We start from the raw sequence: 26,393 nt of genomic DNA on the forward strand, positions 1-26,393 counted from the left end.
TCAGACTCCCTCGACTCGCAGGACGGACGTGATCCGCTGGACGGGCTCGAGCCCCTCCAGCGCGGCGACCGTGGCCGCCAGCGACGCCTCGCGCGCCGCGTGGGTGGTGATGACGAGGTCGGCGACCGGCTCGGTCGTGGTCTCCGGTCCCGCGCCGTGGACGGCCTCCGCGACGTGCGTCGGCGGGTGGGCGACGGTCTGCCGCACCGTGTCGATGGACACGCCGTGGTCCGCCAGCACGCCGGCCACCTGGGCGAGCACGCCCGTGTGGTCGTCCACCTGGAGGCGGACCTGGTACCGGGTCACCGCGGCGTCGGCCGGCAGCACCGGCAGCGACGCGTAGGCCGACTCGAACGACCCCTTGCCGCCGATGAGGCGGTCGCGGGCCACGGAGACGAGGTCGCCCAGGACGGCGGACGCCGTGGGACGACCGCCCGCGCCCTGCCCGTAGAACATCAGGGGGCCCGCGGCCGCGGCCTCGACGAACACCGCGTTGAACGCGCCGCGCACCGCGGCCAGGGGGTGCTCGACCGGGACGAGGGCGGGGTGGACGCGCGCCGACACGCCGTCTGCGGTGCGCTCCGCGATGGCGAGCAGCTTGACGACGTGACCCGTGCGGCGCGCCCACTCGACGTCGTCGGCCGTCACCGACCGGATGCCCTCCCGGGCCACCTGGTCGATGGAGACCCGCGTGTGGAACGCGAGCGACGCGAGGATCGCGGCCTTGGCGGCGGCGTCGAAGCCGTCGACGTCGGCCGTCGGGTCGGCCTCGGCGTAGCCGAGCGCCTGCGCCTGCTTGACGACGTCGTCGAGGTCGAGGCCCTTGGTGGCCATCTCGTCGAGGACGTAGTTGGTGGTGCCGTTGACGATGCCGAGGACGCGCGTGACGTGGTCCCCCGCGAGGGACTCGCGCACGGGACGCACGATGGGGATCGCGCCGGCGACGGCGGCCTCGAACGCGATGTCGACCCCGGCGGCGTCGGCGGCCTCGAACAGCACGGGACCCTGCTCGGCCAGCAGGGCCTTGTTGGCCGTGACCACCCCGGCGCCGCCCGCGATCGCGCGCAGGATGAGGCTGCGGGCCGGCTCGATGCCGCCCATCAGCTCCACGACGAGGTCGGCACGGTCGACGAGCGACTCGGCGTCGTCGGTGAGGAGCTCGGCGGGCACGCCGTCGCGGGGCCGCGTCACGTCGCGCACGGCGACGCCGACGAGCTCGAGCGGGGCGCCGGTGCGGGCGGCGAGGTCGTCCGGGTGGTCGAGCAGGACGCGCGCCACCTCGGTTCCGACGACCCCGCAGCCCAGGAGCGCGACGCGCAGCGGACGCACGGCGTCCGCGGGGGCCGGCGCGCTGGCAGCAGGAGCGGACACGGGTCTCACCTTCGGTGTCGGGATCCGGGGGGACGGACGTCAGGATAACGGTGCGGGAGGGCCCTCGGCCCGGCCGTCCCGCATGCGGACGGCCCGGCCGCCGCCCGGTCCGGACGGCGGCCGCGGCACGTCAGCCGAGGTCGAGACCGAGGAGGTCGTCGAGCGTCTCGCGACGCACCAGCACGCGGGACGTCCCGTCGACGGCGGCGACCACGGGCGGACGTGTCAGACCGTTGTAGTTCGACGCCATCGAGCGGCCGTAGGCACCGGTCGCGGCGACCGCCAGGAGGTCGCCCGCCCGCACGTCGCCCGGCAGCATCACCTGGTGGACGACGATGTCGCCGCTCTCGCAGTGCTTGCCGACGACGCGGGCGAGCACCGGCTCGGCGCCCGACGCCCGGCCCACGACCTCGGCGTGGTACTGCGCCCCGTAGAGCGCCGGACGGATGTTGTCGCTCATGCCGCCGTCCACCGACACGTACAGGCGCGTGAACGTGGCGTCGTCGTCGGAGACCGTGACGGGTTTCACCGTGCCGACCGTGTAGAGCGTCAGACCGGCGGGGCCGACGATCGCGCGCCCCGGCTCCACGGAGATGCGCGGCAGGGGCGTGCCGAGCTCGGCGCACACCGCCGCCACCGACCCGGCGACCTCCCGCGCGACGGGGGCAGGCTCCAGGGCCTCCTCCCCCGGCAGGTAGGCGATGCCGTACCCGCCGCCGAGGTCGACCTCGTCCACCAGCACGCCCGTGCGCGCGGCGAGGTCCGCGCGCAGCCGCAGCACGACGCGCGCCGCCGCCTCGAACCCCGACGGGTCGAGGATCTGCGAGCCGATGTGCGAGTGGATGCCGAGCAGCCGCAACGACGGCCGCGCCAGGACCGCCTCCAGGGCCGCGAGCGCCGGCGAGGTGCCGCCGTCGGCCGCGGGCGCGACGGACAGGCCGAACTTCTGGTCCTCGTGCGCGGTGGAGATGTACTCGTGGCCGCCCGCGTGGACGCCCGTGGTGACGCGCACCATGACGGGCACGACGACGCCGCGCCCGGCCGCGAGGTCCGCGACGCGCTGCACCTCGACCAGCGAGTCCACGATGATCCGGCCCACGCCCGCGTCGAGCGCGGCCAGGACCTCGGCGTCGGACTTGTTGTTGCCGTGCAGGCCGATCGCGGCGCCCGGCACGTCGGCACGCAGCGCCACGGCGAGCTCGCCGCCCGACGCCGTGTCGACGCACAGGCCCTCGTCGCGCGCCCAGCGCGCCACCGCGACGGTGAGCAGGGCCTTGCCCGCGTAGTAGACGTCGACGCCCGTGCCGACGGCCGCGAACGCCGCCTCGAACGCCTGCCGGTAGGCGCGGGCCCGCGCCCGGAAGTCCGCCTCGTCCAGCACGTACGCGGGGGTGCCGTGGTCGGCCGCCAGCGCGGCGACGCCGACGCCCGCGACCTCGACCTCGCCGTCCGGTCGGCGGCGCACGCCCGACGACCACGGGGCGCCCGCCGCGTCGGGACCGCCGGTGGGCAGCCCCGCCGCGACGGCCTCGGCCCCGGGGCCGGTCACATCCGCTCCGGCGCGCTCACGCCCAGCAGGCCGAGACCGTTCGCCAGGACCTGGCGCACGGCGTCGTTGAGCCACAGGCGGGTGCGGTGCAGGTCCTCGACCGGCTCGTCCGGGTAGGGCAGCACGCGGCGGTCCTTCTGCTGGTACCACGTGTGGTAGTCGCCGGCGAGCGCCTCGAGGTAGCGGGCGACGCGGTGCGGCTCGCGCAGCTCCGCGGCCTGGGCGACGATCCGCGGGAACTCCGTGAGGCGGCCCAGGAGGGCGGACTCGGAGGCGTGGTCGAGCAGCGACGGGTCGAACCCGTCCGTGCCGTCCTCGAGCGTGCGCGACACCGCCCGGTCCGCCGCGTTGCGGTCCACGGCGCACGTGCGCGAGTGCGCGTACTGCACGTAGTAGACCGGGTTCTCGTTGGTGGCCCGCGTGAGCAGGTCGAGGTCGAGGTCGATGCTGGAGTCGACCGACGAGCGCGCCAGCGAGTAGCGGGCGGCGTCCACCCCGACGGCGTCCACGAGGTCCTCGAGCGTGACGACGGTGCCCGCGCGCTTGGACATGCGCACCGGCTGGCCGTCCTTGACGAGGTTGACCATCTGGCCGATGAGGAGCTGCAGGTTCTTGCCCGGGGTGTCGCCGAACGCGGCGCACACCGCCATCATGCGGCCCACGTACCCGTGGTGGTCGGCGCCCAGCATGATGATGACGTCGTCGAACCCGCGCTCGCGCTTGTCGAGGTAGTACGCGATGTCACCGGCGATGTACGCGGCGTCGCCGTCCGACTTGATGACGACGCGGTCCTTGTCGTCGCCGAAGTCGGTGGTGCGCAGCCACGTCGCGCCGTCCTTCTCGAACATCTTCCCCGCGTCGCGCAGGCGCGCGACGGCGCGGTCGACCGCCCCGGACTCGTGCAGCGAGTCCTCGTGGAAGTACACGTCGAAGTCCACGCCGAAGTCGTGCAGCGACGCCTTGATCTCGCCGAACATGCGCTCCACGCCCCGGGCGCGGAACACCTCCTGCGCCTCCGCGTCCGGCAGGTCGCGCGGGTCCGGGCCGCCGGCGGCCACCGCGTCCGCGATGACGGCGTCGGCGATCTCGGCGATGTACTGGCCGCCGTAGCCGTCCTCCGGGGCCTCCAGCCCGCGGGCCCGGGCGAGCAGCGACCGGGCGAAGCGGTCGATCTGCGCGCCGTGGTCGTTGAAGTAGTACTCGCGGGTCACCTCGGCGCCGCTGGCCTCCAGGACGCGCGCCAGCGAGTCGCCGACGGCCGCCCAGCGGACGCCGCCGATGTGGATCGGACCCGTCGGGTTCGCCGAGACGAACTCCAGGTTGACCTTCGTGCCCGCCTCGGAGTCGCCGCGGCCGTACGCGGCGCCCGCCTCGACGACCGTGCGCGCCAGCTCGCCCGCGGCACCGGCGTCCAGGGTGATGTTGAGGAAGCCCGGCCCGGCCACGTCCACGGCCTTCACGCCCGGCGTCGCGCCCAGCCGGGCGGCCAGGTCCTCCGCGAGCGCGCGCGGCGTCGTGCCCGCCTTCTTCGCGAGCTGCAGGGCGACGTTGGTCGCCCAGTCGCCGTGCTCGCGCTGCCGGGGTCGCTCCACGTGGACCGACGACGGGACGTCGTCGGCGGGCAGGGCGAGGGTGCCGTCGGCCACGGCCGAGGCGAGGGCGGCGCTGAGTGCTCGGGAGAGCTCGTCGGGAGTCACCGGGCGATTCTATCGAGCCGACGGTGCCGCCCCGCGCAGGGTTTTCCGACCAGCGGACCGACGGTGGTAGTCTCGGTGATCGTGCCGCGACGTCACCTGTGGTGACGCACCCGGCACAGCGCGCCTGTAGCTCAGCGGATAGAGCGTCTGCCTCCGGAGCAGAAGGTCGGGGGTTCGAGTCCCTTCAGGCGCACCAGCACGACGGCCCCGGTCCCACGGACCGGGGCCGTCGTCGTCCCCGCGCCGCGATACCCCGTGCCGGTGTCGGCAGAGACGCGGTATCACGTAGGGTGCGAGGGCAGCCACGAGCGACGACGCTCCCGCGATCCGGAGGACCCCATGATCGACCACACCGTCCGCGTCTACCGTGCCGACGAGCCTCTGCCGCGTGCCGACCAGCTCGCCTGGAAGATCGCGGAGGTCGCGACCGAGCGCCTGGAGCCGACGCCCGAGGTCACCGACATGGTGATCAACCGCGTCATCGACAACGCGGCGGTGGCGACGGCGTCGCTCGGGCGGGCACCCATCCTGGCGGCGCGGGCGCAGGCGGAGGCCCACCCGGTATCCCGGGGTGGTTCGGGCGCGACGATCTTCGGGTCGCCGGAGCGGACGAGCCCCGAGTGGGCGGCGTGGGCCAACGGCGTGGCGGTGCGCGAGCTGGACTACCACGACACCTTCCTCGCGGCGGACTACTCCCACCCCGGGGACAACATCCCGCCGATCCTCGCCGTCGCCCAGCACCTGGGCCGGTCGGGGGCCGACCTGCTGCGCGGCATCGTCACCGGCTACGAGATCCAGGTCGACCTCGTCAAGGGCATCTGCCTGCACGAGCACAAGATCGACCACGTCGCCCACCTCGGGCCGAGCGCCGCCGCCGGCCTCGGCACCCTGCTGGGCCTCGACACCGAGACGGTGTACCAGGCGGTCGGGCAGGCCCTGCACACCACGACGGCCACCCGGCAGTCCCGCAAGGGCGAGATCTCCACGTGGAAGGCGCACGCCCCGGCGTTCGCCGGCAAGCTCGCCGTCGAGGCCGTCGACCGGGCCATGCGCGGCCAGACCTCCCCCAGCCCCATCTACGAGGGCACCGACGGGTTCATCGCGTGGATGCTGTCCGGCCCCGACGCCCGCTACACCGTGTCCCTGCCGGCGCGCGGCGAGGACCGCACCGCCATCCTGGACACGTACACCAAGGAGCACTCGGCGGAGTACCAGGCGCAGGCCTGGATCGACCTGGCCCGGCGCCTCGGCCGCGAGCGCCCCGAGCTGCGCGACCCGGCAGCGGTGCGCGCGGTGGTGCTGCACACCAGCCACCACACCCACTACGTCATCGGGTCCGGCTCCGGGGACCCCCAGAAGTACGACCCGACGGCCTCCCGCGAGACCCTCGACCACTCGATCCCGTACATCTTCACCGTCGCGCTGCAGGACGGCGCCTGGGACCACGTGGGCAGCTACGCGCCCGAACGGGCGGGTCGTCCCGACACCGTCGAGCTGTGGCGCAAGGTCACCACCGCGGAGGACCCGGAGTGGACGCGCCGCTACCACTCGTCCGACCCGGCCGAGAAGTCGTTCGGCGGGCGCGTCGAGATCGAGCTGGCCGACGGCTCGCGGGTCGTCGAGGAGATCGCCGTCGCCGACGCCCACCCGCTGGGTGCGCGCCCCTTCGGCCGGGAGCAGTACGTCGCCAAGTTCCGCACCCTGGCCGCCAATGTCCTCGCCGACGACGAGGTCGAGCGGTTCCTCGACGTCGCGCAGCGCCTGCCCGAGCTCACCGCGGACGAGCTGTCCGGCCTCACCGTGACGCCCGTCGTCGACCCGGCCGCGGCCGCACCCGGCGCCCGCGGGATCTTCTGAGGAGGACCCGGTGCTGTACTCGACCCTGACGCCCGCGGCGAAGCGCGCCGCGTTCCGCAGCCGTCTCGCCTCCGGGGAGATGCTGCAGCTCCCCGGCGCGTTCAACCCCCTGTCCGCCCGGCTGATCGAGCGCAAGGGGTTCGACGGCGTCTACGTCTCGGGCGCGGTGGTCGCGGCGGACCTCGGCCTGCCCGACGTCGGCCTGACGACGCTCACCGAGGTCGCCGGCCGGGCCGGGCAGATCGCCCGCATGACGGACCTGCCCGTGCTGGTGGACGCCGACACCGGGTTCGGGGAGGCGATGAACGTCGCCCGCACGGTGCAGACGTTCGAGGACGCCGGGGTGGCGGGCCTGCACGTCGAGGACCAGGTCAACCCGAAGCGGTGCGGCCACCTCGACGGCAAGCAGGTCGTCGACGAGCCGACGGCGCTGCAGCGGATCCGCGCCGCGGTCACGGCCCGCCGGGACGAGAACCTGCTCGTCATGGCGCGCACCGACGTCCGCGCCGGCACGAGCCTGGAGGCGACGATCGAGCGGGCACAGGCCCTCGTGGACGCCGGGGCGGACGCCGTCTTCCCGGAGGCCCTGCGCGACCTCGACGAGTTCGCGGCCGTCGCCTCCGCCCTCGACGTGCCCGTCCTCGCGAACATGACGGAGTTCGGCAAGTCGGAGCTGTTCACCGCGGCCCGCCTGCGTGACGCCGGCGTCGCGCTCGTCATCCACCCCGTGTCCCTGCTGCGCCTCGCGATGGGGGCCGCGGACCGCGCTCTCGACGCGCTGCGCACCGAGGGGTCGCTCACCTCGCAGGTCCCGCACATGCAGACCCGCGCCGAGCTGTACGACCTCCTGGACTACCCCGCGTACGGCGCGTTCGACGCGGGCGTCTTCGACTTCTCCCTCGAAGGCCACCACCACCAGTGACCCGCCTGCGTCCGCCGGGCACCACCCCGCCCGGCGGGCGGACGCACGTCATCCGAGCAAAGGAGCACCGATGACCGACTCCCCCACCGTCGAGGTCCACCGCGGCCTGGCCGGCGTCGTCGCCGACACCACGGCGATCTCCAAGGTCGACCCCGAGTCCAACTCGCTGCTGTACCGCGGCTACCCCGTGCAGGACCTCGCGGCCACGCAGCCGTTCGAGGCCGTCGCGCACCTGCTGTGGCACGGTGAGCTCCCCACCCCTGCCGAGCTCGCCGCGCTGGAGGCCCAGGAACGGGCCCTGCGGCCGATGGACGAGCGCACCCGGCGCGTCATCGACGACCTGCCGCTCGACACGCACCCGATGGACGTGGTGCGCACGGCCGTCAGCCAGCTCGGCGGGCTCGACGCCACGCTGCTACGCGACGGCGGTGTGCTGGACCCCGAGCTCAACCGCGGCCGCGCCGTCCACCTCCTCGCCCAGCTGCCCGGCATCGTCGCGTACGGCCAGCGGCGCCGGCGCGGCCTCGAGCCCGTCGCCCCTCGCGACGACCTCGACTACGCCCGCAACTTCCTGTGGCAGACGTTCGGCGAGGTGCCCGACGACGTCGTCGTCGACGCGTTCCGCACGTCGCTCGTGCTGTACGCCGAGCACTCCTTCAACGCCTCCACGTTCACGGCGCGCGTCGTCGCGTCCACCCTGTCGGACGTCTACTCGGCCGTCACCGCCGCCGTCGGCGCCCTCAAGGGCCCGCTGCACGGCGGCGCGAACGAGGCCGTCATGCACGCGTTCGCCGAGATCGGGTCCGCCGACCGGGCCGAGGCCTGGCTGGACGAGGCCCTGGCCGCGAAGCGGAAGGTCATGGGGTTCGGGCACCGCGTCTACCGCCACGGCGACTCCCGCGTCCCCGCCATGAAGGCCGCGCTCGACGCCCTCGTCGCGCACTACGACCGGCCCGACCTGGCGGCGCTCTACGACACCCTGGAGTCGGCGTTCGTCGCCCGCAAGGGCATCTACCCCAACCTCGACTACCCCGCGGGCCCGGCCTACCACCTCATGGGCTTCGACACCGAGACGTTCACGCCGATCTTCGTCGCCGCCCGCGTCGTCGGCTGGACGGCGCACGTCGCCGAGCAGCAGGCGGCGAACTCCCTCATCCGCCCGCTCTCGGCGTACACCGGCCCGGCGCGACGCGACGTCCCGCGCTGACCGCCGCGCGGTGCCGGTGCGCGGGCCGAGCCGGACCGGGTCCGCGCCGCGCACCGGCCCGCCGACCCGCCGAAGCGTGCGCTCCCTCGCCCGCCTCTGCGCTGACTCACGCACATCCACGCTGACTCGCGTGACGGTGCGCTGACTCGCGCGAACCAGCGCTGACTCACGTGACCTTGCGCTGACTCGCGTGGCGGTGCGCTGACTCGCGTGGCGGTGCGCTGACTCGCGTGGCGGTGCGCTGACTCGCGGGAAGCGGGTCGTGAGCCGACGGAGCCGGGTGGTGGGGGTGCGGGGCGCGCGGCTGGCCGGGCCTGGCGGGAGGCCGCGAGGAACGAGCGGCCGGATGGAAGCCGCGCGCCACGCACCCCCACCACCCGGCGACCCGACCCAACCCGACAAGACCCGACGGGACCCGACGAGACCCGCCCCTAGGTGGCGTCGATGGAGGTGTTCTCGCCGAAGTCCTCGCGGAACCGCGGGCCGGTACGGACGAGCTCCTGGGCGTACTCCGCGGCCCACTCGGCGTAGGGCTGCACGGCGAGGGACTCGTTGGAGAACCGGCGGTCGTCGGTGATCTCGGTGACGCAGAAGTCGGGGATCTGGAGTCCGGTGACGGGGCCGGAGCGTTCGCACTCGGCGACGACGAGGGGGTGGTTGGCGCCGCCGAAGACGTCGAGGGACCAGCCGTCGGCGCCGATCCAGGCGGCGTAGCGGGTCTTGACGACGCGGGCGCCGCCGCGGCGGACGAGCTCGAGCGCGACGAGGGGGTCGAGCTCGCGCTCGGCCTCGTAGCGGGTGCCGCCGGCGGAGGGGCCCTTGACGGTGACGGCGGCGAAGTCGACGCGGTCGCGGACGGCGTCGAGGACGTCGGCGGGGTCGCTCTGCGCGTCGAGGCGTCCGTCCACCCCGCCGGCCTGGACGCGGACGCGGAGCGCGTACCCGCCGTCGGACAGGAAGTAGGACTGGACGATGAGCGACGGCGCGTCACGGAGCGCGTCGGGGAGGGCGCGGACGAGGAAGCGCCGTTCGAACTCGAAGTCGGTGTACGCGGTCGACATGCTGCCGACACTACGCGCCCGCGGTGGTCGCGGGGCGGGGGCCGACGTCAGTGCCAGGTGGTGATCTTCTCGACGCCGGCGCGGTACTCCCAGTGCCAGGGCTCGTACTTGCCGGAGCCGCCGCGCTGCGCCCACGGCGGGTTCTCCCAGCCGTAGGCGGGGGCGTTGTCCCACAGCCAGCTGTAGACCTCGGAGCTGCCGGTCTCCTTGGAGCACAGGTCGATGGCGAGGCCCCAGCCGTGCATGGAGGTGCCGGGGGTGGCGGCGAGGTAGCCGCGGCTGGCCTTGACCGAGTACTGGGAGGACAGCGAGCGGTAGCTGTCGACGAGGCAGAGGTTGCGGCCGAAGCGGGCGTTGAACGCCTCGTTGAGCGCGCTGAGGGAGATCGCGGCGTCGGGCTGGAGCTGTTCGCCGTCCTGCCAGAGGGCGCACAGGGAGTGGTCGGCGAGCTGGCCGTTGCCGCCCTCGACGGGGGTGTCGCCGTCGCAGTCGGGCAGGGGTTCGCGCTCGGTGGCGCGGCTGGCGGCGGCGACGCTGCGCTCGCGGGGCGCGGCGGCGATGGCGGCGGAGGTGGCGGGCGCGGTGCTCCCGGACTGCAGGACCGCGAGGGTCGAGGGTCCGGTGGGCGCGGTCTCCAGGTCGAACGGGGAGCGGGCCTCGCTGTCGGCGCTGGCCGTGAGCGGGACGGCGATGGTGGCGGCGGCGAGGGAGCCGAGGACGGTCACGCGCGTCACCCAGGTGTGCCCGGCGGACGCGGCGTGGGTGCCGCGGGTGCGGGTCCGGGAGGCGGGTGCCGTCCGGCGGGGGGCGCGGCCTCCCCGGGCCTCCTCGGCCTCGCGGATCTCCCGACGGGAACGCGGGACGGGGTTGCCGTCCGGCGACGTCGTGCCCACGACACCTCCTGCCTCAGCCACGTCCGTGGCGCCGACTCGACCTGGTCCCGACCTGCGAGGACGTCGTCGTGACCCGTCCGGGCCACCGGGTCCTCACCGGTTCGTGACCGCACACTAGCGGTGACGGACGTCTCGGCCAAGTCCCGAGTTGTTCAGGACTTGTTCACGCCGTGGGCGTCCCCGGGCGGGGCCTCAACGACGGCGCTGCATCGCGTCACGGACCTCGCCGACGAGCTCCTCGAGGATGTCCTCGAGGAACACGACGCCCACCGTGCGGCCGCCGTCCTCCACGCGCGCGAGGTGCGCGCCGGTGCGCTGCATGGCCCGCAGCGCCTCCTCGACCTCGTCGCCGGGCGCGACGGACGCCATCGCGCGCACGCGCCAGGACGGGACGGGGCGGGTGCGGTTGCCGTTGGTCGCGTAGAGCACGTCCTTGAGGTGCAGGTAGCCCAGCAGGGCGCCCGGCTCGGCGTCGTCGTCGCACAGCGGGAACCGGCTGTAGCCGGTGCGCGAGACGAGGTGCTCGACGTCGTCGGGGGTCGCCTGCGACGTGATGGTGACGAGCTCGGCGGACGGCACCATGACGTCGCCGGCCGTGCGCGACGAGAACTCGATGGCGCCGGTGAGCAGGCCCTGGTCGTCGTCGAGGACGCCCTCGGCGCGCGAGTGCTCGACGATGGACTGGACCTCCTCGACGGTGAACGCGGAGGCGACCTCGTCCTTCGGCTCGACGCCGAGCAGCCGCACGCAGTGGTTGGCGACCCAGTTGAGGGCGACGATGACGGGCTTGAGGACCCGGGCGACGAGGACGAGCGGCGGGGCGAACCACAGCGCGGCCGTCTCCGGCCCGGACACGGCCAGGTTCTTGGGGACCATCTCGCCGAGCACGACGTGCAGGTAGACGACGATGCCGAGCGCGATGACGAGGGCCACGGGGTGGACGAGCTGCTCGGGGACGCCCAGCGCCTCGAACGGGCCCTCGAGCAGGTGCGCGAGCGCGGGCTCGGCGATGATGCCGAGGCCGGTCGAGCAGACGGTGATGCCGAGCTGCGCGCACGCCAGCATGAGCGAGACGTGCTCCATCGCCCACAGGACGATCTTGGCGCGCTTCTCCCCCGCCTCGGCGCGGGGCTCGATGGTGCTGCGCCGCACGGACAGGACGGCGAACTCGGCGCCGACGAAGAACGCGTTGGCGGCCAGCAGGAGCAGGCCGACCAGCAGGGCGGTCCCGGTGGTCACGCGCCCACCTCCCGCACGCGCAGGCGTTCGACGCGGCGGGTCTCGACGACCTCGACGCGCAGCGCCACACCGTCGACGACGACCTCGTCGCCGGGCTCGGGGAGCCGCCCGAGGCGGTCCATGACGAGGCCGGCAAGGGTCTCGTAGGTGGCCCCCTCGGGCACGCGCAGACCGGTGGTCTCCTGGAGCTCGTCGGGGCGCAGCACGCCCGGCACGACCCACGAGCCGTCCGCCTGACGGGACACGCCGCCGCGCCGCCGGTCGTGCTCGTCGGCGACGTCGCCCACCAGCTCCTCCACCACGTCCTCCAGGGTGACGACACCGGAGGTGCCGCCGTACTCGTCGACGACGACCGCCATCTGCAGCCCGAGCCCGCGCAGCTCGACCAGGAGCGGTCCGAGCGTGACCGTCTCGGGGACGCGAGGCGCGTCGGTCATCAGCGCGGCGGCCGGCACGTCGTGGCGGCGCTCGAACGGCACGCCGACGGCGCGTCGCAGGTGCACGAGCCCGACGACGTCGTCACGGTCGTCGCCGATGACGGGGAACCGGGAGTGCCCGGTGCGGTGCGCGAGCGCGACCACCTCGGTGGCGCTGGTGTCCCGGTCGACGACGGACATGCGGGTGCGGTCGGTCATGACGTCGCGCGCGGTGAGCTCGTCGAGCTCGAGGGAGTTGGCGAGCAGCGTCGCGGTGCCGGCCTCCAGGGTGCCCTCCTGCGCGGAGCGCTTGACGAGCGAGATCAGCTCGGACGCCGAGCGTGCGCCGGACAGCTCCTCGCGCGGTTCGACGCCGACGCGCCGCAGGATCGCGTTCGCGGACCCGTTGAGCACCCGGATGAGCGGGCCGAAGACGATCGTGAAGACCCGTTGCAGCGGGACGACGGCGCGCGCGGTGGCGTGCGGCGCGGACAGCGCGAAGTTCTTGGGGACGAGCTCGCCGAACAGCATGGAGAACGCGTTGACCACGACCAGCGCCAGCACGCCCGCGAGGACGGCCGCGACGCCCTCCCCGAGGGAGGTGGAGGCCAGGCCCGCGCCGAACAGCGACAGCAGGGCCGGCTGGGCGGTGTAGCCCAGCAGGATCGTGGTGACGGTGATGCCGACCTGGGCCGAGCTGAGCTCGGTCGACAGGTGCTTGAGCCCGGAGCGGACGATGCGGTCCCGACGATCGGGAGGCGTCCGGCCGGGCGACGGACTGTCGCCCTCCTCGTCGTCGGCCCCCACCACGGCAGGGTCCAACGTCACCAGGGAGAACTCGCTCGCCACGAAGATCGCGGTTCCGGCGGTGAGCAGCACGCCGAGGCCGACCAAGAGCACATCGGTCAGCATGGTTCGTACCGCCGGCCGGTATATCGACTGTCGTCCATCGTGGACCGATGGTAACCGGTCGTCCGCGTGATGTCCCGTGACGGTCGCCACGCCAGCGTGTGCCCAGCGAAACCTCAGGTTCACCGTGCAAGATGGTGCAATGACCACCACTTCGAGCGGCACGGCCCAGGGCCAGCAGAACGCCACGGTGCTCGTCGTCGAGGACGAGCCCGCCATCGCGACGGCCATCGCGCAGCGGCTCTCGGCCGAGGGCTGGCGCGTCGAGGTCGCCCGCGACGGACTCTCCGGCGTCGACGCCGCGGCCCGTCTGCGACCCGACGCGGTGGTCCTGGACGTCATGCTCCCCGGGATCGACGGGCTGGAGGTGTGCCGGCGGATCCAGGCCGACCACCCCACGCCGATCCTCATGCTGACGGCCCGCGACGACGAGACCGACATGATCATCGGCCTGGGCGTCGGCGCCGACGACTACATGACCAAGCCCTTCTCGATGCGCGAGCTCGTCGCGCGGGTCAAGGCGCTGCTGCGCCGGGTCGAGCGGGCGGCGCAGGCCGCGGCGTCGGCCCCCAGCGACCCGCCGCTCGTCGCGGGCGACGTCACGATCGACCGGGCGCAGCGCCGGGTCCACCGGGGCGGCGAGGAGGTCCACCTCACGCCGACCGAGTTCGAGCTGCTCGTCATGCTCGCCAGCTCGCCCAAGACCGTGCAGACCCGCGAGCGGCTGCTCGCCGAGGTCTGGGACTGGGCGGACGCGAGCGGCACCCGCACCGTCGACTCCCACATCAAGGCGCTGCGCCGCAAGCTCGGGCCGGAGCTGATCCGCACCGTGCACGGCGTCGGGTACGCGTTCGAGCCGCCGGCGGGCTGACGTGCCCGACGTGCACGACGACGGCGTCCGACGACGCGACCACCGGCTGCCCGACGTCCGCCCGCTCGACCCGGTCCACTCGCTCAAGGCGAAGCTGGGCCTGCTGGTCGTGGCGAGCGTGACGGTCGCGGTCCTCATCACGTGGATCGGCCTGCGCAACGGCCTCGGGCCGAGCCGCACGTTCCCGCTGGCCATCATCGTGTCGCTGGTGCTCACGCAGCTGCTGGCGCGCGGCATGACGTCGCCGCTGCGGCAGATGACGGCGGCGGCCCGGGCGATGGCGGACGGCGACTACTCGATCCGCGTGCGGTCGACGAGCCGGGACGAGGTGGGGCAGCTCGCCCTGGCGTTCAACACGATGGCGCAGGACCTGGGCGCCTCGGACCGGGTGCGGCGCGACCTCATCGCGAACGTGTCGCACGAGCTGCGCACGCCGGTGGCGGCGCTGCAGGCGCAGCTGGAGAACCTCGTGGACGGGGTGACCGAGCCGACGCCGGCGGCCCTCGAGCTCTCGCTGGAGCAGACGGAGCGGCTGACCCGCCTGGTGACGTACCTGCTGGACCTGTCGCGGGTGGAGGCCGGGGCGTCGGCGCTCGTGCTGAGCGAGTTCTCCGTGGGCGACTTCCTCGAGGAGTGCGCGGAGGCCGTGTCGATGGTCGACGCCGCCAAGGGCCTGACGTACGTCGTGGACGTCACCCCGGAGGACCTCGCGCTGGAGGCCGACGTGGAGCGCCTGCGGCAGGTCGTGACGAACCTGCTCCAGAACGCGATCCGCCACTCGCCGTTCGGCGGGACGGTGCGGCTGGACGCCTACCCGGTGGGCGACAGCGTGGTAATCGAGGTGGGCGACGAGGGTCCCGGGATCGCTCCGGAGGACCGGGACCGGGTGTTCGAGCGCTTCGCCCGCGGGACGCCGTCGGGTCGTCCGGCGGCGACGGGCTCGAGCGGCGGCACGGGGATCGGCCTGGCGATCGTGCGCTGGGCGGTGGACCTGCACGGCGGGCACGTGGAGGTGGCCGACACGCCGGTCGGCGCGACGATGCGGGTGACGCTGCCCGCGGTGGCCCGCCCGGCCCCGGGCGTGTCGACCGAGACGCCCGTCTGACCGTGATCTCCGTCACACCTGTCATGTGGCGGACATCTCGCCGTGAGGCGCGCATGACGGCTCTCGACACAATGTCGCCTCGTCCTTTCCCGCCCTATTACCCGACCCGCACGTCCCGGTGGGACAGGCCTCGCCGGGCCCGCGCCGCCGCCCCGCGAGCCGCTCCGGCCCGGAGCAGGAGGGCCTACCCTTGGTAGGTGCCCGGGGACACCCCTGGGCACGACCGTCAACGAAGCAATGTGGGAAAGTGGGCGAACCGGGCGTGGCATCCCCTCAGGCTGGGTCAGAGTCGATCAACGCCGAAAGTGCGTCGTTCGGGGCCAACGAATGGCTCGTGGACGAGCTCTACGAGCAGTACCTCAAGGACAAGAACGCGGTCGATCCCGCGTGGTGGGACTTCTTCGCCGACTACACGCCGGGCGAGTCGTCCGACGGGACGCCGGCCGAGACCAGCACCCCCGCCGCACCCGCGCCGTCGGCGCCCGCGGAGCCCGCCTCGCCGGCCACCGCGTCCCCGGCACCGGCGTCCCCGGCGGCCGCGTCGACGCCCGCGACGGACGGCACGGCCGCGGCCGAGGCGTCGCAGCCCGCGGCCGCCGCGCCGGTCCCCGCCGACCCCGAGGTGACGGCGGTCAAGCCCGTCGCCGAGGCCGTCGCCGCGACCGCCCCCTACGCCGAGGTGGCCCGTCGCGCGCCCCAGGCGGACGACGAGGAGGCGACCGACGAGGTGCAGAAGCTGCGCGGCCCCGCCGCGCGCGTCGTGACGAACATGGAGGCGTCGATCGCGGTCCCGACCGCGACGTCGGTCCGTGCCGTGCCCGCCAAGCTCATGGTGGACAACCGGATCGTCATCAACAACCACCTGGCCCGCGGCCGCGGCGGCAAGATCTCGTTCACCCACCTCATCGGCTTCGCGCTGGTCGAGGCGCTGGCCGACATGCCGGTGATGAACGCCCACTACGAGGAGGTCGACGGCAAGCCCGGCGTCGTCCAGCCCGCGCACGTCGGCTTCGGCCTGGCGATCGACCTGGCCAAGCCGGACGGCTCCCGCCAGCTCCTCGTGCCCAGCATCAAGAAGGCCGACGAGCTCGACTTCGCCGGGTTCTGGGCCGCGTACGAGGAGCTCGTGCGCAAGGCCCGCGGCGGCAAGCTCGGCGTGCCCGACTTCGCCGGCACCACCATCTCCCTGACGAACCCCGGCGGCATCGGCACCGTGCACTCCGTGCCGCGCCTCATGCAGGGCCAGGGCACGATCATCGGCGTCGGTGCGATGGACTACCCGGCGGAGTTCGCCGGCGCGTCCGAGGAGCGCCTCGCGCGCATGGGCGTGTCGAAGGTCATGACGATCACCTCGACCTACGACCACCGCATCATCCAGGGTGCGCAGTCGGGCGAGTTCCTCAAGATCCTCAGCGGCAAGCTCCTCGGCCTGGACGGCTTCTACGACCGCGTCTTCGCGGCGCTGCGCGTCCCCTACGAGCCCGTGCGCTGGGTCCGCGACAACAGCAAGGACGACGACGTCGAGGCGGCCAAGCCCGCCAAGATCGCCGAGCTCATCCACGCGTACCGCTCGCGCGGCCACCTCATGGCGGACACCGACCCGCTCGCCTACCGCCAGCGCAAGCACCCCGACCTGGACATCCAGAACCACGACCTCACGCTGTGGGACCTGGACCGCACGTTCCCGACCGGCGGGTTCGGCGGCAAGCCCAAGGCGACGCTGCGCGACACCCTCGGCCTCCTGCGCGACTCGTACTGCCGCTCCATCGGCATCGAGTACATGCACATCTCGGACCCGGCGCAGCGCCGGTGGCTCCAGGACCGCCTGGAGCACGGGTACGCCCGCACCCCGCGCGAGGACCAGCTGCGCATCCTGCGCCGCCTGAACTCCGCCGAGGCGTTCGAGACGTTCCTGCAGACCAAGTACGTCGGCCAGAAGCGCTTCTCGCTGGAGGGCGGCGAGTCCGTCATCCCGCTGCTCGACGCGATCCTGTCCAAGGCCGCCGAGAACGGCCTCGACGAGGTCGGCGTCGGCATGGCGCACCGCGGTCGCCTCAACGTGCTCGCGAACATCGCCGGCAAGAGCTACGCGCAGATCTTCGCGGAGTTCGAGGGCCAGCTCGACCCCAAGTCCGTGCAGGGCTCCGGCGACGTGAAGTACCACCTCGGCACCGAGGGCACGTTCACCGCCGAGTCCGGCGCGACCACCAAGGTCTACCTCGCGGCCAACCCGTCGCACCTGGAGGCCGTGGACCCGGTGCTCGAGGGCATCGTGCGCGCCAAGCAGGACCGCATCGACCTGGGCGGCGACGGCTTCTCCGTGCTGCCGATCCTCATCCACGGCGACGCCGCGTTCGCGGGCCAGGGCGTGGTGCCCGAGGTGCTGAACCTCGCGCAGCTGCGCGGCTACCGCACCGGCGGCACCATCCACGTCGTCATCAACAACCAGGTCGGCTTCACCACGGCCCCGTCGTCGTCCCGCTCCACGACGTACGCCACGGACGTCGCCAAGGGCTACCAGGTCCCGGTGTTCCACGTGAACGGCGACGACCCGGAGGCGTGCGTGCGCGTCGCCGAGCTGGCCTTCGCCTACCGCGAGCAGTTCGACCGCGACGTCATCATCGACCTCGTCTGCTATCGCCGCCGCGGTCACAACGAGGGCGACGACCCGTCGATGACGCAGCCGCTCATGTACAACCTCATCGAGGCGAAGCAGTCGGTCCGCAAGCTCTACACGAAGAACCTCGTGGCGCGCGGCGACATCACCGTCGAGGAGGCCGAGCAGGCCCTGCAGGACTACCAGGCGCAGCTGGAGCGCGTCTTCACCGAGACCAAGGGCGGCGGCTACACGGCGCCCGCGGGCACGGAGGAGGTCGCCGGCCTGGAGCGTCCGGAGTCGCAGCGCGAGGACGCCGGCACGATGGTCGGCTGGCGCACCGCGATCTCCCACGCGATGCTCGAGCGCGTCGGCGACGTGCACGTCGCGCCGCCGGAGGGCTTCAACGTCCACCCCAAGCTCGGCAAGCTGCTCGAGAAGCGCCAGATCATGGCGAAGGAGGGCGACATCGACTGGGGCTTCGGCGAGCTCGTCGCCTTCGGCTCCCTCCTCGCCGAGGGCACCCCGGTGCGTCTCGCGGGCCAGGACTCCCGCCGCGGCACGTTCACGCAGCGCCACGCCGTGCTGCACGACCGCCTCACCGGCGCCGAGTGGACCCCGCTGCTGTACCTGTCGGGCGACCAGGCGAAGTTCTGGGTCTACGACTCCTCCCTCAGCGAGTACGCCGCGCTCGGCTTCGAGTACGGCTACTCCGTGGAGCGGCCCGACGCGCTGGTCCTGTGGGAGGCGCAGTTCGGCGACTTCGTCAACGGCGCCCAGACCGTCATCGACGAGTTCATCTCGTCGGCGGAGCAGAAGTGGGGCCAGAACTCCTCGGTCGTCATGCTGCTCCCCCACGGCTACGAGGGCCAGGGGCCGGACCACTCGTCGGCCCGCATCGAGCGGTTCCTCCAGCTCGCCGCCGAGAACAACATGACGGTCGCGCAGCCGTCGACCCCGGCGTCGTACTTCCACCTGCTGCGCAAGCAGGCGTACGACCGTCCCCGCCGTCCGCTGGTGGTGTTCACGCCGAAGCAGCTGCTGCGCCTCAAGGCCGCGGCCTCCGGCGTGGAGGACTTCACGACCGGCACGTTCGAGCCCGTGCTCGGCGACGTCGCGGTGGCCGACGGCAGCATCACGCCGTCGAAGGTCGAGCGTCTCGTGCTCTGCACCGGCCGCGTCTACTACGACCTGCTCGCCGAGCGGGCCAAGCGGGGCGACGACCGCACCGCGCTGGTGCGCCTGGAGCAGCTCTACCCGTTCCCGGAGGAGCAGGTCCGCGAGCAGATCGCCCGCTACGAGGGCGCCGAGGTCGTGTGGGTCCAGGACGAGCCGCAGAACCAGGGCGCCTGGTCGTACCTGCACCTGGCCCTGCCGACCGACCTGCCCCGCGTCGACGTGATCTCGCGTCCCGCGTCGGCCTCCACCGCGGCGGGCACCGCCAAGCGGCACAAGGAGGAGCAGGCCGCTCTGCTGGAGCGCGTCTTCACCCGCTGAGGTCGTACGACGAAGGGCCCGGCAGCCGTACTGCTGCCGGGCCCTTCGGCCGTCCTGGTGGTCGGCGCACCGTCGGGTGCGCCGACCACGAAACGGTCACCAGCGGTCGTGCACGTGCTCGCGGATCGCCTCGTCGTAGATCTCGCGCACGCCGGCGGCGAACAGCGGTCCGAGCACGTCGGCGTGTCCCGCGGCGGCGTTGAGCCGCGCCTGCTCCGGGTTGCGGGCACCGGGGATGACGGTGGAGACCCCGGGACGCTGCCACACCCACGCCAGGGCCGCCTGGGCGGGCGTGAGGTCGCCGGGGAGCTGCTCGGTCAGCGCGGTGAAGCGACGGGCCGCCTCGACGCCGGTCTCGAACGGCACGCCGGAGAACGTCTCGCCGACGTCGAACGCCTCGCCGGAACGGTTGTAGGTGCGGTGGTCGTCGTCCGCGAAGGTGGTCTCGGCGGTGTACCGCCCCGACAGCAGGCCCGAGGCGAGGGGCACGCGGGCGATGATCCCGACGCCCGCCTCCGACGCCGCCGGCAGCACCTTCTCCAGCGGCTTGTGGCGGAACGCGTTGAGGATGATCTGCACCGACGCGACCCCGGGGCGCGCGATGGCCGCGAGCGCCTGGTCGACGGTCTCCACGGACAGGCCGTAGGCCGCGGTGACGCCGTCGGCGACGAGCGTGTCGAGGGCGTCGTAGACCTCGTCGTCCTCGACGACGGCGCTCGGCGGGCAGTGCAGCTGCACGAGGTCGAGGCGCTCGACGCCGAGGTTCTTGCGGGAGCGGTCGGTCCACTGCCGGAAGTTGTCGAGGACGTAGTTCTCCGGCACCTGCTCGCTGCGGCGGCCCATCTTCGTGGCGATCGTGATCCCGGCGTCGGGGTGGTCGGCCAGGAAGCGGCCGATGATCTGCTCGCTGCGCCCGTCGCCGTAGACGTCGGCGGTGTCGTAGAAGGTCACGCCCTGCTCGAGCGAGGTGTCGAGGACGGCGCGTGCGTCCTCCTCGCTGACGTCGCCCCAGTCGGCGCCGAGCTGCCAGGTTCCGAGGCCGATGACGGACACCATCCGTCCGGTCCGTCCGAGCACCCGCTGTTCCATCTGTCCTCCAAGGTGGGGTCGACTCCACACGGTACGCGTACCGCGACCGGCTGGCTCTCCGACTACCGTGTGAGGGTGAACACGACTCTTGAGACCGCCGTGCCGTCCGGTGCCCAGCACCGGATCAGCGCCGGCGACCACACCGCCACGATCGTCGAGGTGGGTGCCATGGTGCGCGAGTACCGCGTCGGTGACCGGGACGTCTTCGTCCCGTTCGACGTGGCCGAGCTCGCCCCCGTCTACAACGCGGCCGTCCTGGTGCCGTGGCCGAACCGGTTGCGCGACGGCCGGTACACGCTGGACGGGGAGACCTTCCAGCTGCCGGTGAACGAGCCGGACCGTGGCACGGCCCTGCACGGGCTGGGCTGCTGGTACCGCTGGGAGCTGGTCCGGGCCGCCGCGGACGAGATGACGCTCGAGCTCGCCCTCCCCGCGCAGAAGGGCTGGCCGTTCCAGCTCACGACGCGCGTGACGTACCGCGTGGACGCCGTCGACGGCCTGGAGGTGCGGGTCCGCACCACCAACGTCGGCGGTGGGAGCGCTCCCTACGGCGTGGGCTTCCACCCCTGGCTGTCCACCGGCGGCGCGGACCTCGACGACTGCGTCGTGCGCCTCGACGCGGGCTCGCACGTCACCGTGGACGACCGCCTCCTGCCGACCGGCGTCGAGCCCGTCACGGGCGACCACGACCTGCGCTCCGCCCGCTCGATGAAGGGCCTCGACCTGGACGACGCGTGGGTGGACGCCACGCGGGACGCCGACGGTCTGTCCTGGTGCCTCCTGGAGCGGCCCGACGGCAGCACGGCGGCCGTGTGGATGGACGAGTCCATGGACTGCTGGCAGGTCTGCTCGGCGGACCACATCGCCGGGTACGAGCGCTTCGGCCTCGCCGCCGAGCCGATGAGCTGCTACGCCGACGCCTACAACTCGGGCGACCGGCTCGTGCGTCTCGCGCCGGGCGACAGCCACGAGGTGCGCTGGGGTGCGACCCTGCGCTGAGCCGCCACCGGGTCCGCGTCGGTGGAAGGTCGTGGACGTCACGTTCACACCTCGTGCCCGAAACGTCACGAATCCCCCGCTCGTCCCTCCCCACACCCCGAGGACGCGAGCAGGCACGGCGTGGGATCATGCGGTGCTGCGCCGGGTCCGGTGACAATGACGGCGCAGGAAGCGACAGGCAGGGGATGGTGACGGGTCGTGACCGAGCGACAGGTGCGCATCTGCGTGGTGGGCGACGAGCTCAGCGCCGGCGTCGGCGACGCCCGCGCGCTGGGCTGGACCGGCAGGGTGCTGGCACGGACCCGGTTCGACCGGCCGGCGATGACGTTCGTGCTGGCGGTGCCCGGCGAGGGCACGTCGGCGCTGGGCGCCCGGTGGGAGGCGGAGACGGACTCACGGTTCGGGCCGGAGGCCACGCACGACAACCGTCTGGTCGTCGCCCTGGGGCGGCACGACCTCGACCCGGGACTGTCGGTGGCGCGGTCGCGGCTCAACCTGGCGAACATCCTCGACATGGCGGACAGCCGGCGGCTGTCGACGTTCGTCGTCGGGCCGCCCCCGGGGCGTCCCGAGGACGGCGGCCGCATCGCCGAGCTGTCGGCGGCGTTCGCGGACGTCGCGAGCCGCCGCCGCGTGCCCTACGTCGACACGTACACGCCGCTGGTGCAGCACGAGCAGTGGCTGGCCGACCTCGCGACCACGGGCGACACCTACCCGGGTCAGGCGGGGTACGGCCTCATGGCGTGGCTGGTGCTGCACACCGGGTGGCACGCCTGGCTCGGGGTGCCCGCCGAGGGCGAGTGAGGCCGTCGCCCGCCCTCGGGCCGGCCGCCGCGACCGAGGTCTCCTCGACGCGGGGCCGGTCCGGGCCGGGTCAGGTCCGGGACACGACGACGCGCGCCGACGTCACCGTGGCGGTGACGTAGGCGACGGACCGGCCGTCGCTGGGCGGGTCGGCGTGGTCGACGCTGAGGGTCCGGCCCTGCGAGTCGAGGACGTGGCCGTCGAGCACCGCCTGCCCCGCCGCGCCACGCACCCGCAGGCTCACGGGCGTGCCCGGGTCGAGCCGGACCGTGACGTCGCCGGAGACCGTCTTGGCGGACACCATCGGCGTGGTCCCGCTCGCGGCGACCGCGATCGCGGCGGACACGCTCGCCACGGTGACGCGACCGAGGTTGCCCGTGACGGACAGGTTCCCCGAGACCGTCTGCGCGGAGACGTCACCGGCGTGGGCGTCGATCCCGGCGTCGCCGGACACCGTCTTGAGGTAGAGGGAGCCGGACGTCCCGACGGTCCGCACGGCGCCCGTGACGGTCTTGACCACGGTGCCGGGCGTGCCGGTGACGTCGATGTCGGCCTCGGTGGTGCCGACGTCCACCGTGACCCCCGCGGGGAGGCGGAGCCGCACGACGGCGTGCTCGGAGTCCCCCAGCGACCGCACGCGGGCGACGAACGCCTCGACGGCCGTGCGCTCGTACCCGACGCGGAGCCGCCCCGCCTCGAGGACGACCTGCAGCGGCTTGTCCCCCACCTCGACGACCTCGAGGACCGCCGAGGTGCCCTCGGCGTCCGCGACCACCTCGACCCGTCCCGCCTGGAGCCGGACCGACGCCGCGGTGACGGCACCGACCTCGATCGTCTGCGGGGCGGCGACCGCCCAGGACTCCGTGCTCATCGAAACCTCCGTGGTGCCGGCGATTCCCTGGCTGCGGTCCCGGTGTGGGACCATGGGGCGACACCCGTCCACCTTCTCGTGAGGAGTCCGCCATGAGCAAGCGCGGCAGCAAGCGTCGCGCCCGCAAGGGCAAGGCCGCCAACCACGGCAAGCGTCCCAACGCCTGAGGCCGAGGTGAAGCGAGGGTGAGGGCCGACGAAGGAGGCACTCGCCCGCAGCGGAACCGGCAGCCTCAGGCGTTCGCAGGAACAGCGTGAGGCACCAGCGTGTGACGTGACGAAGGGCCGGACCCCACGGGGTCCGGCCCTTCGTCGTCGGTGCGTCAGTCGGCGATCGCCATGACGGTGATCTGCTGGTGGATGCGCACGTAGAGCTCCTGGGGTGCGCGTTCGGCGCAGGACCGCTTGACGAGCTTCTTGACGAGCTCCTCGATGGAGAGCTCGGCGAGGCACGGCGAGCAGTGGGCGACGTGGGCGCGCATGCGTCGCTCGTCGGCCTCGGTCATCTCGGAGTCGAGGAACTCGTAGAGGTGGACGAGCGCGTGCTCGCACTCGGTCTCGCCCTCGGCGGGCTCGTGCGGGATGGGGGTGATCTCGCCGCTCATGACTCTCCTTGACGTGCTGCCGTCAGACCACGGTCTGCGGCGTAGTCGGCGAGCAGCTCGCGCAGCTGCCGCCGGCCGCGGTGCAGGCGGGACATCACCGTCCCGATGGGTGTTCCCATGATCTCCGCGATCTCCTTGTAGGGGAAGCCTTCGACGTCCGCGTAGTACACGACCATGCGGCGGTCCTCGGGGAGCTCGGCGAGGGCCTGCTTGACGTCGGAGTCGGGGAGCCGGTCGAGGGCTTCGGCCTCGGCGGAGCGCAGCCCCTGGGAGGTATGGGTGGCGGCGCGCGCGATCTGCCAGTCCTCGATCTCGTCGGTCTGGGACTGCTGCGGCTGCCGCTGCTTCTTGCGGTACGAGTTGATGAAGGTGTTGGTGAGGATGCGGTACAGCCAGGCCTTGAGGTTGGTGCCGGGCTTGTACTGGTGGAACGCCGCGTAGGCCTTGGCGAAGGTCTCCTGGACGAGGTCCTCTGCGTCGGTGGGGTTGCGCGTCATCCGTAGTGCCGCCGAGTAGAGCTGGTCGACGTACTGGAGGGCGTCGCGCTCGAACCGGGCGGCGCGGTCGGCGCCGCTCTCCTCGGTGGGTGCGCGCTCGGTGTCCTCGCCGATCTCGGCCTCGGTCTCCTGCGCGGTGCTGGGCCCGCTGTCGTCGCTCATCACCGTCGAGCCTAGCCCTGTCGGCCAGGGTGCGCGGGCGGGGCCGGTCGGCGTCAGCGCGGCGGGCGCGAGGGCGAAGAGCGGGACCTCGGTGGGGGCGGCGGCGGGTCGCGTCGGGCAGGGTGTCACGTGTGGCGTCAACGGGCGGGTGCGGCGGCGCATTCCCGGTGGCGGGTGTGGCGTCGGTCCGGGGCGGCGCGGCGGTGTCAGGAGGCGACGTCGGCGAAGCGGCGGCGGTAGGTGCTGGGGCTGGTGCGCAGGACGCGGGTGAAGTGGTGGCGCAGGACGGCGGCGCTGCCGAACCCGACGGCGTCGGCGATCTCGTCGACGGACGCGGTGGTGCCCTCGAGGAGCTCCTGCGCGCGGGCGAGCCGTTGCCGGACGAGCCAGGAGGCGGGCGTGGTGCCGGTCTCGGCGCGGAAGCGGCGGGCGAAGGTGCGTTCGGAGAGCATGGCGCGCCGGGCGAGGGTGGGCACGGTGTGGGGTTCGGCGAGGTGGGCCCGCATCCAGTCGAGGAGGTCGCGCAGGGAGGTGGCGTCGTCGGGCACGGGGTCGACGACGTACTGGGCCTGGCCGCCGTCGCGCTGCGGCGGGACGACCATGCGGCGGGCGACGTTGCGGGTGGCCTGGCCGCCGAGCTCGGTGCGCAGGAGGTGCAGGGCGGCGTCGATGCCGGCGGCGGTGCCGGCGCTGGTGAGGATCTTGCCGTCCTGGACGTAGAGGACGCCGGGGTCGACGGCGGCGGTGGGGACGGTCTCGGCGAGGAGGTCGGCGTACATCCAGTGGGTGGTGCAGCGCCGCCCGTCGAGGAGGCCGGCGGCGCCGAGGACGAACGCGCCGGTGCAGAGCGTGAGGAGCCAGGCGCCGCGGTCGTGGGCGCGGCGGACGGTGTCGACGACGGCGGCGGGGACGTCGACGTGGCCGTCGGTGTCGAGGAGGTCGTACGCGACGACGATGACGACGTCGGCGTCGTCGGCGGCGTCGAGGCCGGCGTCGACGACGACGGGGAACCCGCCCTTGGTCATGACGGGGCCGGGTTCGGGGGTGCAGAGGGTGAAGTCGAACGACGGGCCGCCGGTGGCGCTGCGGTCGATGCCGAACACCTCGTAGGCGATGCCGAGCTCGAACGGCGCGACGCCGGGGACGACGAGGGCGGCGACCTTGCGGATCATGTGGCCATCGTGCCACAGCACTGGCAGAAGATCGATGGTGAATGTCGATCCTGCCACTAGTGGCAGGATCGAACCGGTCGAAGAATTACTGCCATGAGCCTCCTCCTGATCCTCCTCCTGGTCCTCGCCCTCCCCTACGCCGTGCTGCTGGCCCGCGCCGTCCGGCACGACGGCCTCGGGCACCGCCCCGCACCCCGGTCGCACCGCGACTGGGACGAGCTGCCCACCACCTGACCCGGGCGCCGGGCGCCCGCCGACCTCGCTCGCTCCGGTGGGCAACCGCCCGCCCGCTCTGCCACAGTGGGGAGCATGCTGCTGCGACGCCTCGCCCGCCCCCTGCTGGCCGTCCCGTTCGTCCACGACGGCCTCTCGGCCGCGCTGCGACCGACCGAGCACACCGACGCCGCCCGCGAGGGCGCCGACCTCGTGACGCGCACCCTCGGCGTCGACCCGCTGGACGACACCCAGGTGTCCCTGCTGGTCCGCGCCCACGGGATCGCGACCGTCGCCGCCGGCGTGCTCCTCGCCGTCGGCCGCGCACCACGCACCGCCGCGCTGACCCTGGCCGCGCTCACCGCGCCGCTCGCCGCCGTCAACCAGCCCTTCACCTCCAAGGGCGAGGTGCGCAAGGAGAAGACGACGAAGTTCGTGCGGAACGTCGGCGCCGTAGGCGCCGCCGTCATCGCCGGCATCGACCTCGAGGGCCGCCCGGGCGTCTCCTACCGCATCGGGCAGAAGCGCGCCGCCGCGGGGCGCTCGATCGAGCACGCCGCCGAGCGGACGAAGCTGCGCGCCGACGCCGCGGCGTCGTCGGCGAAGAAGTCGGCCAAGCACGCGGCGAAGGACGTCAGGCACGCGGCCGGATCGGCCCGCAAGGACGCGAAGCACGCCGCCGGCTCCGCCCGCAAGGACGTGAGGCGGGCCGTCGCAGAGGCGAAGGCGTCGGCCGGGAAGGCCGCGGCGAAGTTGTCCTGAGCCCGGACCACCGGGCCGCCGACGGGGCCC

At 73.4% G+C, this 26,393-nt stretch carries 23 protein-coding genes and 1 tRNA gene; 12 read left to right on the forward strand and 12 right to left on the reverse strand.

What is annotated here, in order from left to right:
- The 3 genes from ATJ88_RS13485 to argS all read right to left on the reverse strand — a co-directional run bounded on the left by ATJ88_RS13485 (position 1) and on the right by argS (position 4,617).
- Positions 1 to 1,371, reverse strand: coding sequence for a homoserine dehydrogenase (locus ATJ88_RS13485; protein ID WP_098464274.1), 1,371 nt, complete (start codon positions 1,369 to 1,371; stop codon positions 1 to 3).
- 130 nt (positions 1,372 to 1,501) lie between these two features.
- A complete protein-coding gene (lysA, locus tag ATJ88_RS13490) occupies positions 1,502 to 2,884 on the reverse strand; it encodes a diaminopimelate decarboxylase (protein WP_098465348.1) in 1,383 nt (460 codons plus the stop codon).
- Between the two features lie 32 nt (positions 2,885 to 2,916).
- Positions 2,917 to 4,617, reverse strand: a complete 1,701-nt coding sequence (gene argS / locus ATJ88_RS13495; protein ID WP_098464275.1) for an arginine--tRNA ligase — start codon at positions 4,615 to 4,617, stop codon at positions 2,917 to 2,919.
- Between the two features lie 120 nt (positions 4,618 to 4,737).
- Here argS and ATJ88_RS13500 point away from each other — a divergent pair.
- From ATJ88_RS13500 to ATJ88_RS13515, 4 genes are all read left to right on the forward strand, one after another.
- Positions 4,738 to 4,813: transfer RNA gene (locus ATJ88_RS13500), tRNA-Arg, on the forward strand.
- A 143-nt stretch (positions 4,814 to 4,956) separates the two neighbouring features.
- A complete protein-coding gene (locus tag ATJ88_RS13505) occupies positions 4,957 to 6,474 on the forward strand; it encodes an MmgE/PrpD family protein (protein ID WP_098464276.1) in 1,518 nt (505 codons plus the stop codon).
- Positions 6,475 to 6,484: 10 nt separating this feature from the next.
- Positions 6,485 to 7,396: a methylisocitrate lyase gene (prpB, locus tag ATJ88_RS13510; RefSeq protein ID WP_098464277.1), complete on the forward strand. Its 912-nt coding sequence runs from the start codon at positions 6,485 to 6,487 to the stop codon at positions 7,394 to 7,396.
- A gap of 70 nt (positions 7,397 to 7,466) precedes the next feature.
- The gene (locus tag ATJ88_RS13515) at positions 7,467 to 8,603 is read left to right on the forward strand and encodes a bifunctional 2-methylcitrate synthase/citrate synthase (protein ID WP_098464278.1); all 1,137 of its coding nucleotides are present in this window, start codon (positions 7,467 to 7,469) and stop codon (positions 8,601 to 8,603) included.
- A 431-nt stretch (positions 8,604 to 9,034) separates the two neighbouring features.
- On the opposite strand, the gene ATJ88_RS13520 is transcribed toward ATJ88_RS13515, so the two are convergent.
- The 4 genes from ATJ88_RS13520 to ATJ88_RS13535 form a co-directional block, all read right to left on the reverse strand.
- On the reverse strand, positions 9,035 to 9,664 hold the full coding sequence (locus tag ATJ88_RS13520) for a CYTH domain-containing protein (protein WP_098464279.1): 630 nt from the start codon (positions 9,662 to 9,664) through the stop codon (positions 9,035 to 9,037).
- A 47-nt stretch (positions 9,665 to 9,711) separates the two neighbouring features.
- Positions 9,712 to 10,557, reverse strand: a complete 846-nt coding sequence (locus ATJ88_RS13525) for a M15 family metallopeptidase (RefSeq protein ID WP_098464280.1) — start codon at positions 10,555 to 10,557, stop codon at positions 9,712 to 9,714.
- A gap of 192 nt (positions 10,558 to 10,749) precedes the next feature.
- On the reverse strand, positions 10,750 to 11,796 hold the full coding sequence (locus tag ATJ88_RS13530; protein ID WP_098464281.1) for a hemolysin family protein: 1,047 nt from the start codon (positions 11,794 to 11,796) through the stop codon (positions 10,750 to 10,752).
- Positions 11,793 to 13,124, reverse strand: a complete 1,332-nt coding sequence (locus tag ATJ88_RS13535; protein ID WP_098464282.1) for a hemolysin family protein — start codon at positions 13,122 to 13,124, stop codon at positions 11,793 to 11,795. Before ATJ88_RS13535 ends, ATJ88_RS13530 begins: the two co-directional genes overlap by 4 nt.
- 139 nt (positions 13,125 to 13,263) lie before the next feature.
- Between ATJ88_RS13535 and ATJ88_RS13540 the strand changes: the two genes are divergently transcribed.
- The 3 genes from ATJ88_RS13540 (at position 13,264) to ATJ88_RS13550 (ending at position 19,190) form a co-directional block, all read left to right on the forward strand.
- Complete coding sequence (locus tag ATJ88_RS13540; RefSeq protein ID WP_098464283.1) at positions 13,264 to 13,992, forward strand: response regulator transcription factor; 729 nt, start codon at positions 13,264 to 13,266, stop codon at positions 13,990 to 13,992.
- 1 nt (position 13,993) lies between these two features.
- Positions 13,994 to 15,097 (forward strand): sensor histidine kinase, encoded by a 1,104-nt coding sequence (locus tag ATJ88_RS13545; protein ID WP_245852432.1) that lies wholly within the window; start codon positions 13,994 to 13,996, stop codon positions 15,095 to 15,097.
- 262 nt (positions 15,098 to 15,359) lie between these two features.
- Positions 15,360 to 19,190 (forward strand): multifunctional oxoglutarate decarboxylase/oxoglutarate dehydrogenase thiamine pyrophosphate-binding subunit/dihydrolipoyllysine-residue succinyltransferase subunit, encoded by a 3,831-nt coding sequence (locus ATJ88_RS13550; RefSeq protein ID WP_098465350.1) that lies wholly within the window; start codon positions 15,360 to 15,362, stop codon positions 19,188 to 19,190.
- Positions 19,191 to 19,286: 96 nt separating this feature from the next.
- Here the strand turns inward: ATJ88_RS13550 and ATJ88_RS13555 are convergent, their stop codons facing one another.
- Positions 19,287 to 20,279, reverse strand: a complete 993-nt coding sequence (locus ATJ88_RS13555; RefSeq protein ID WP_098464284.1) for an aldo/keto reductase — start codon at positions 20,277 to 20,279, stop codon at positions 19,287 to 19,289.
- A gap of 75 nt (positions 20,280 to 20,354) precedes the next feature.
- Between ATJ88_RS13555 and ATJ88_RS13560 the strand changes: the two genes are divergently transcribed.
- Both ATJ88_RS13560 and ATJ88_RS13565 read left to right on the forward strand, forming a co-directional pair.
- Positions 20,355 to 21,278, forward strand: a complete 924-nt coding sequence (locus ATJ88_RS13560; protein WP_245852434.1) for an aldose 1-epimerase family protein — start codon at positions 20,355 to 20,357, stop codon at positions 21,276 to 21,278.
- 198 nt (positions 21,279 to 21,476) lie between these two features.
- Complete coding sequence (locus ATJ88_RS13565; protein ID WP_245852435.1) at positions 21,477 to 22,082, forward strand: GDSL-type esterase/lipase family protein; 606 nt, start codon at positions 21,477 to 21,479, stop codon at positions 22,080 to 22,082.
- Between the two features lie 70 nt (positions 22,083 to 22,152).
- Here the strand turns inward: ATJ88_RS13565 and ATJ88_RS13570 are convergent, their stop codons facing one another.
- The gene (locus tag ATJ88_RS13570; RefSeq protein ID WP_098464285.1) at positions 22,153 to 22,953 is read right to left on the reverse strand and encodes a DUF4097 family beta strand repeat-containing protein; all 801 of its coding nucleotides are present in this window, start codon (positions 22,951 to 22,953) and stop codon (positions 22,153 to 22,155) included.
- A gap of 92 nt (positions 22,954 to 23,045) precedes the next feature.
- On the opposite strand from ATJ88_RS13570, the gene ATJ88_RS19145 reads away from it, so the two are divergent.
- Entirely contained in the window at positions 23,046 to 23,120 is a 75-nt protein-coding gene (locus ATJ88_RS19145) for a 50S ribosomal protein bL37 (RefSeq protein WP_374108520.1), read from the forward strand.
- Between the two features lie 155 nt (positions 23,121 to 23,275).
- On the opposite strand, the gene rsrA is transcribed toward ATJ88_RS19145, so the two are convergent.
- From rsrA to ATJ88_RS13585, 3 genes are read right to left on the reverse strand one after another with little or no spacing between them, the layout of a single operon-like run.
- Entirely contained in the window at positions 23,276 to 23,557 is a 282-nt protein-coding gene (gene rsrA, locus ATJ88_RS13575) for a mycothiol system anti-sigma-R factor (protein WP_098464286.1), read from the reverse strand.
- The gene (locus ATJ88_RS13580) at positions 23,554 to 24,378 is read right to left on the reverse strand and encodes a sigma-70 family RNA polymerase sigma factor (RefSeq protein ID WP_098464287.1); all 825 of its coding nucleotides are present in this window, start codon (positions 24,376 to 24,378) and stop codon (positions 23,554 to 23,556) included. Before ATJ88_RS13580 ends, rsrA begins: the two co-directional genes overlap by 4 nt.
- Positions 24,379 to 24,422: 44 nt before the next feature.
- Positions 24,423 to 25,388 carry a GlxA family transcriptional regulator gene (locus ATJ88_RS13585; protein ID WP_098464288.1) on the reverse strand — a complete coding sequence of 322 codons (966 nt, stop codon included), beginning with the start codon at positions 25,386 to 25,388 and terminating at the stop codon, positions 24,423 to 24,425.
- Between the two features lie 93 nt (positions 25,389 to 25,481).
- Here ATJ88_RS13585 and ATJ88_RS18385 point away from each other — a divergent pair, with 93 nt between their 5' ends.
- Positions 25,482 to 25,622, forward strand: a complete 141-nt coding sequence (locus ATJ88_RS18385) for a hypothetical protein (RefSeq protein ID WP_170023626.1) — start codon at positions 25,482 to 25,484, stop codon at positions 25,620 to 25,622.
- 75 nt (positions 25,623 to 25,697) lie between these two features.
- Positions 25,698 to 26,363, forward strand: coding sequence for a DoxX family membrane protein (locus tag ATJ88_RS13590; protein ID WP_098464289.1), 666 nt, complete (start codon positions 25,698 to 25,700; stop codon positions 26,361 to 26,363).
- Positions 26,364 to 26,393 lie beyond the last annotated feature (30 nt).

It is taken from the genome of Isoptericola jiangsuensis (assembly GCF_002563715.1).
In the GTDB taxonomy this organism is placed as follows: Bacteria; Actinomycetota; Actinomycetes; order Actinomycetales; family Cellulomonadaceae; genus Isoptericola; species Isoptericola jiangsuensis.

What these genes read in the sequence shown, in the direction of transcription:
- ATJ88_RS13505 (WP_098464276.1), top strand. Translation starts at nt 4,957, where the DNA reads ATGATCGACCACACCGTCCGCGTCTACCGTGCCGACGAGCCTCTGCCG.
- ATJ88_RS13515 (WP_098464278.1), top strand. Translation starts at nt 7,467, where the DNA reads ATGACCGACTCCCCCACCGTCGAGGTCCACCGCGGCCTGGCCGGCGTC.
- ATJ88_RS13520 (WP_098464279.1), bottom strand. Translation starts at nt 9,664, where the DNA reads ATGTCGACCGCGTACACCGACTTCGAGTTCGAACGGCGCTTCCTCGTC.
- ATJ88_RS13535 (WP_098464282.1), bottom strand. Translation starts at nt 13,124, where the DNA reads ATGCTGACCGATGTGCTCTTGGTCGGCCTCGGCGTGCTGCTCACCGCC.
- ATJ88_RS13540 (WP_098464283.1), top strand. Translation starts at nt 13,264, where the DNA reads ATGACCACCACTTCGAGCGGCACGGCCCAGGGCCAGCAGAACGCCACG.
- ATJ88_RS13555 (WP_098464284.1), bottom strand. Translation starts at nt 20,279, where the DNA reads ATGGAACAGCGGGTGCTCGGACGGACCGGACGGATGGTGTCCGTCATC.
- ATJ88_RS13570 (WP_098464285.1), bottom strand. Translation starts at nt 22,953, where the DNA reads ATGAGCACGGAGTCCTGGGCGGTCGCCGCCCCGCAGACGATCGAGGTC.
- rsrA (WP_098464286.1), bottom strand. Translation starts at nt 23,557, where the DNA reads ATGAGCGGCGAGATCACCCCCATCCCGCACGAGCCCGCCGAGGGCGAG.
- ATJ88_RS13580 (WP_098464287.1), bottom strand. Translation starts at nt 24,378, where the DNA reads ATGCGCCGCCGCACCCGCCCGTTGACGCCACACGTGACACCCTGCCCG.
- ATJ88_RS13585 (WP_098464288.1), bottom strand. Translation starts at nt 25,388, where the DNA reads ATGATCCGCAAGGTCGCCGCCCTCGTCGTCCCCGGCGTCGCGCCGTTC.
- ATJ88_RS18385 (WP_170023626.1), top strand. Translation starts at nt 25,482, where the DNA reads ATGAGCCTCCTCCTGATCCTCCTCCTGGTCCTCGCCCTCCCCTACGCC.
- ATJ88_RS13590 (WP_098464289.1), top strand. Translation starts at nt 25,698, where the DNA reads ATGCTGCTGCGACGCCTCGCCCGCCCCCTGCTGGCCGTCCCGTTCGTC.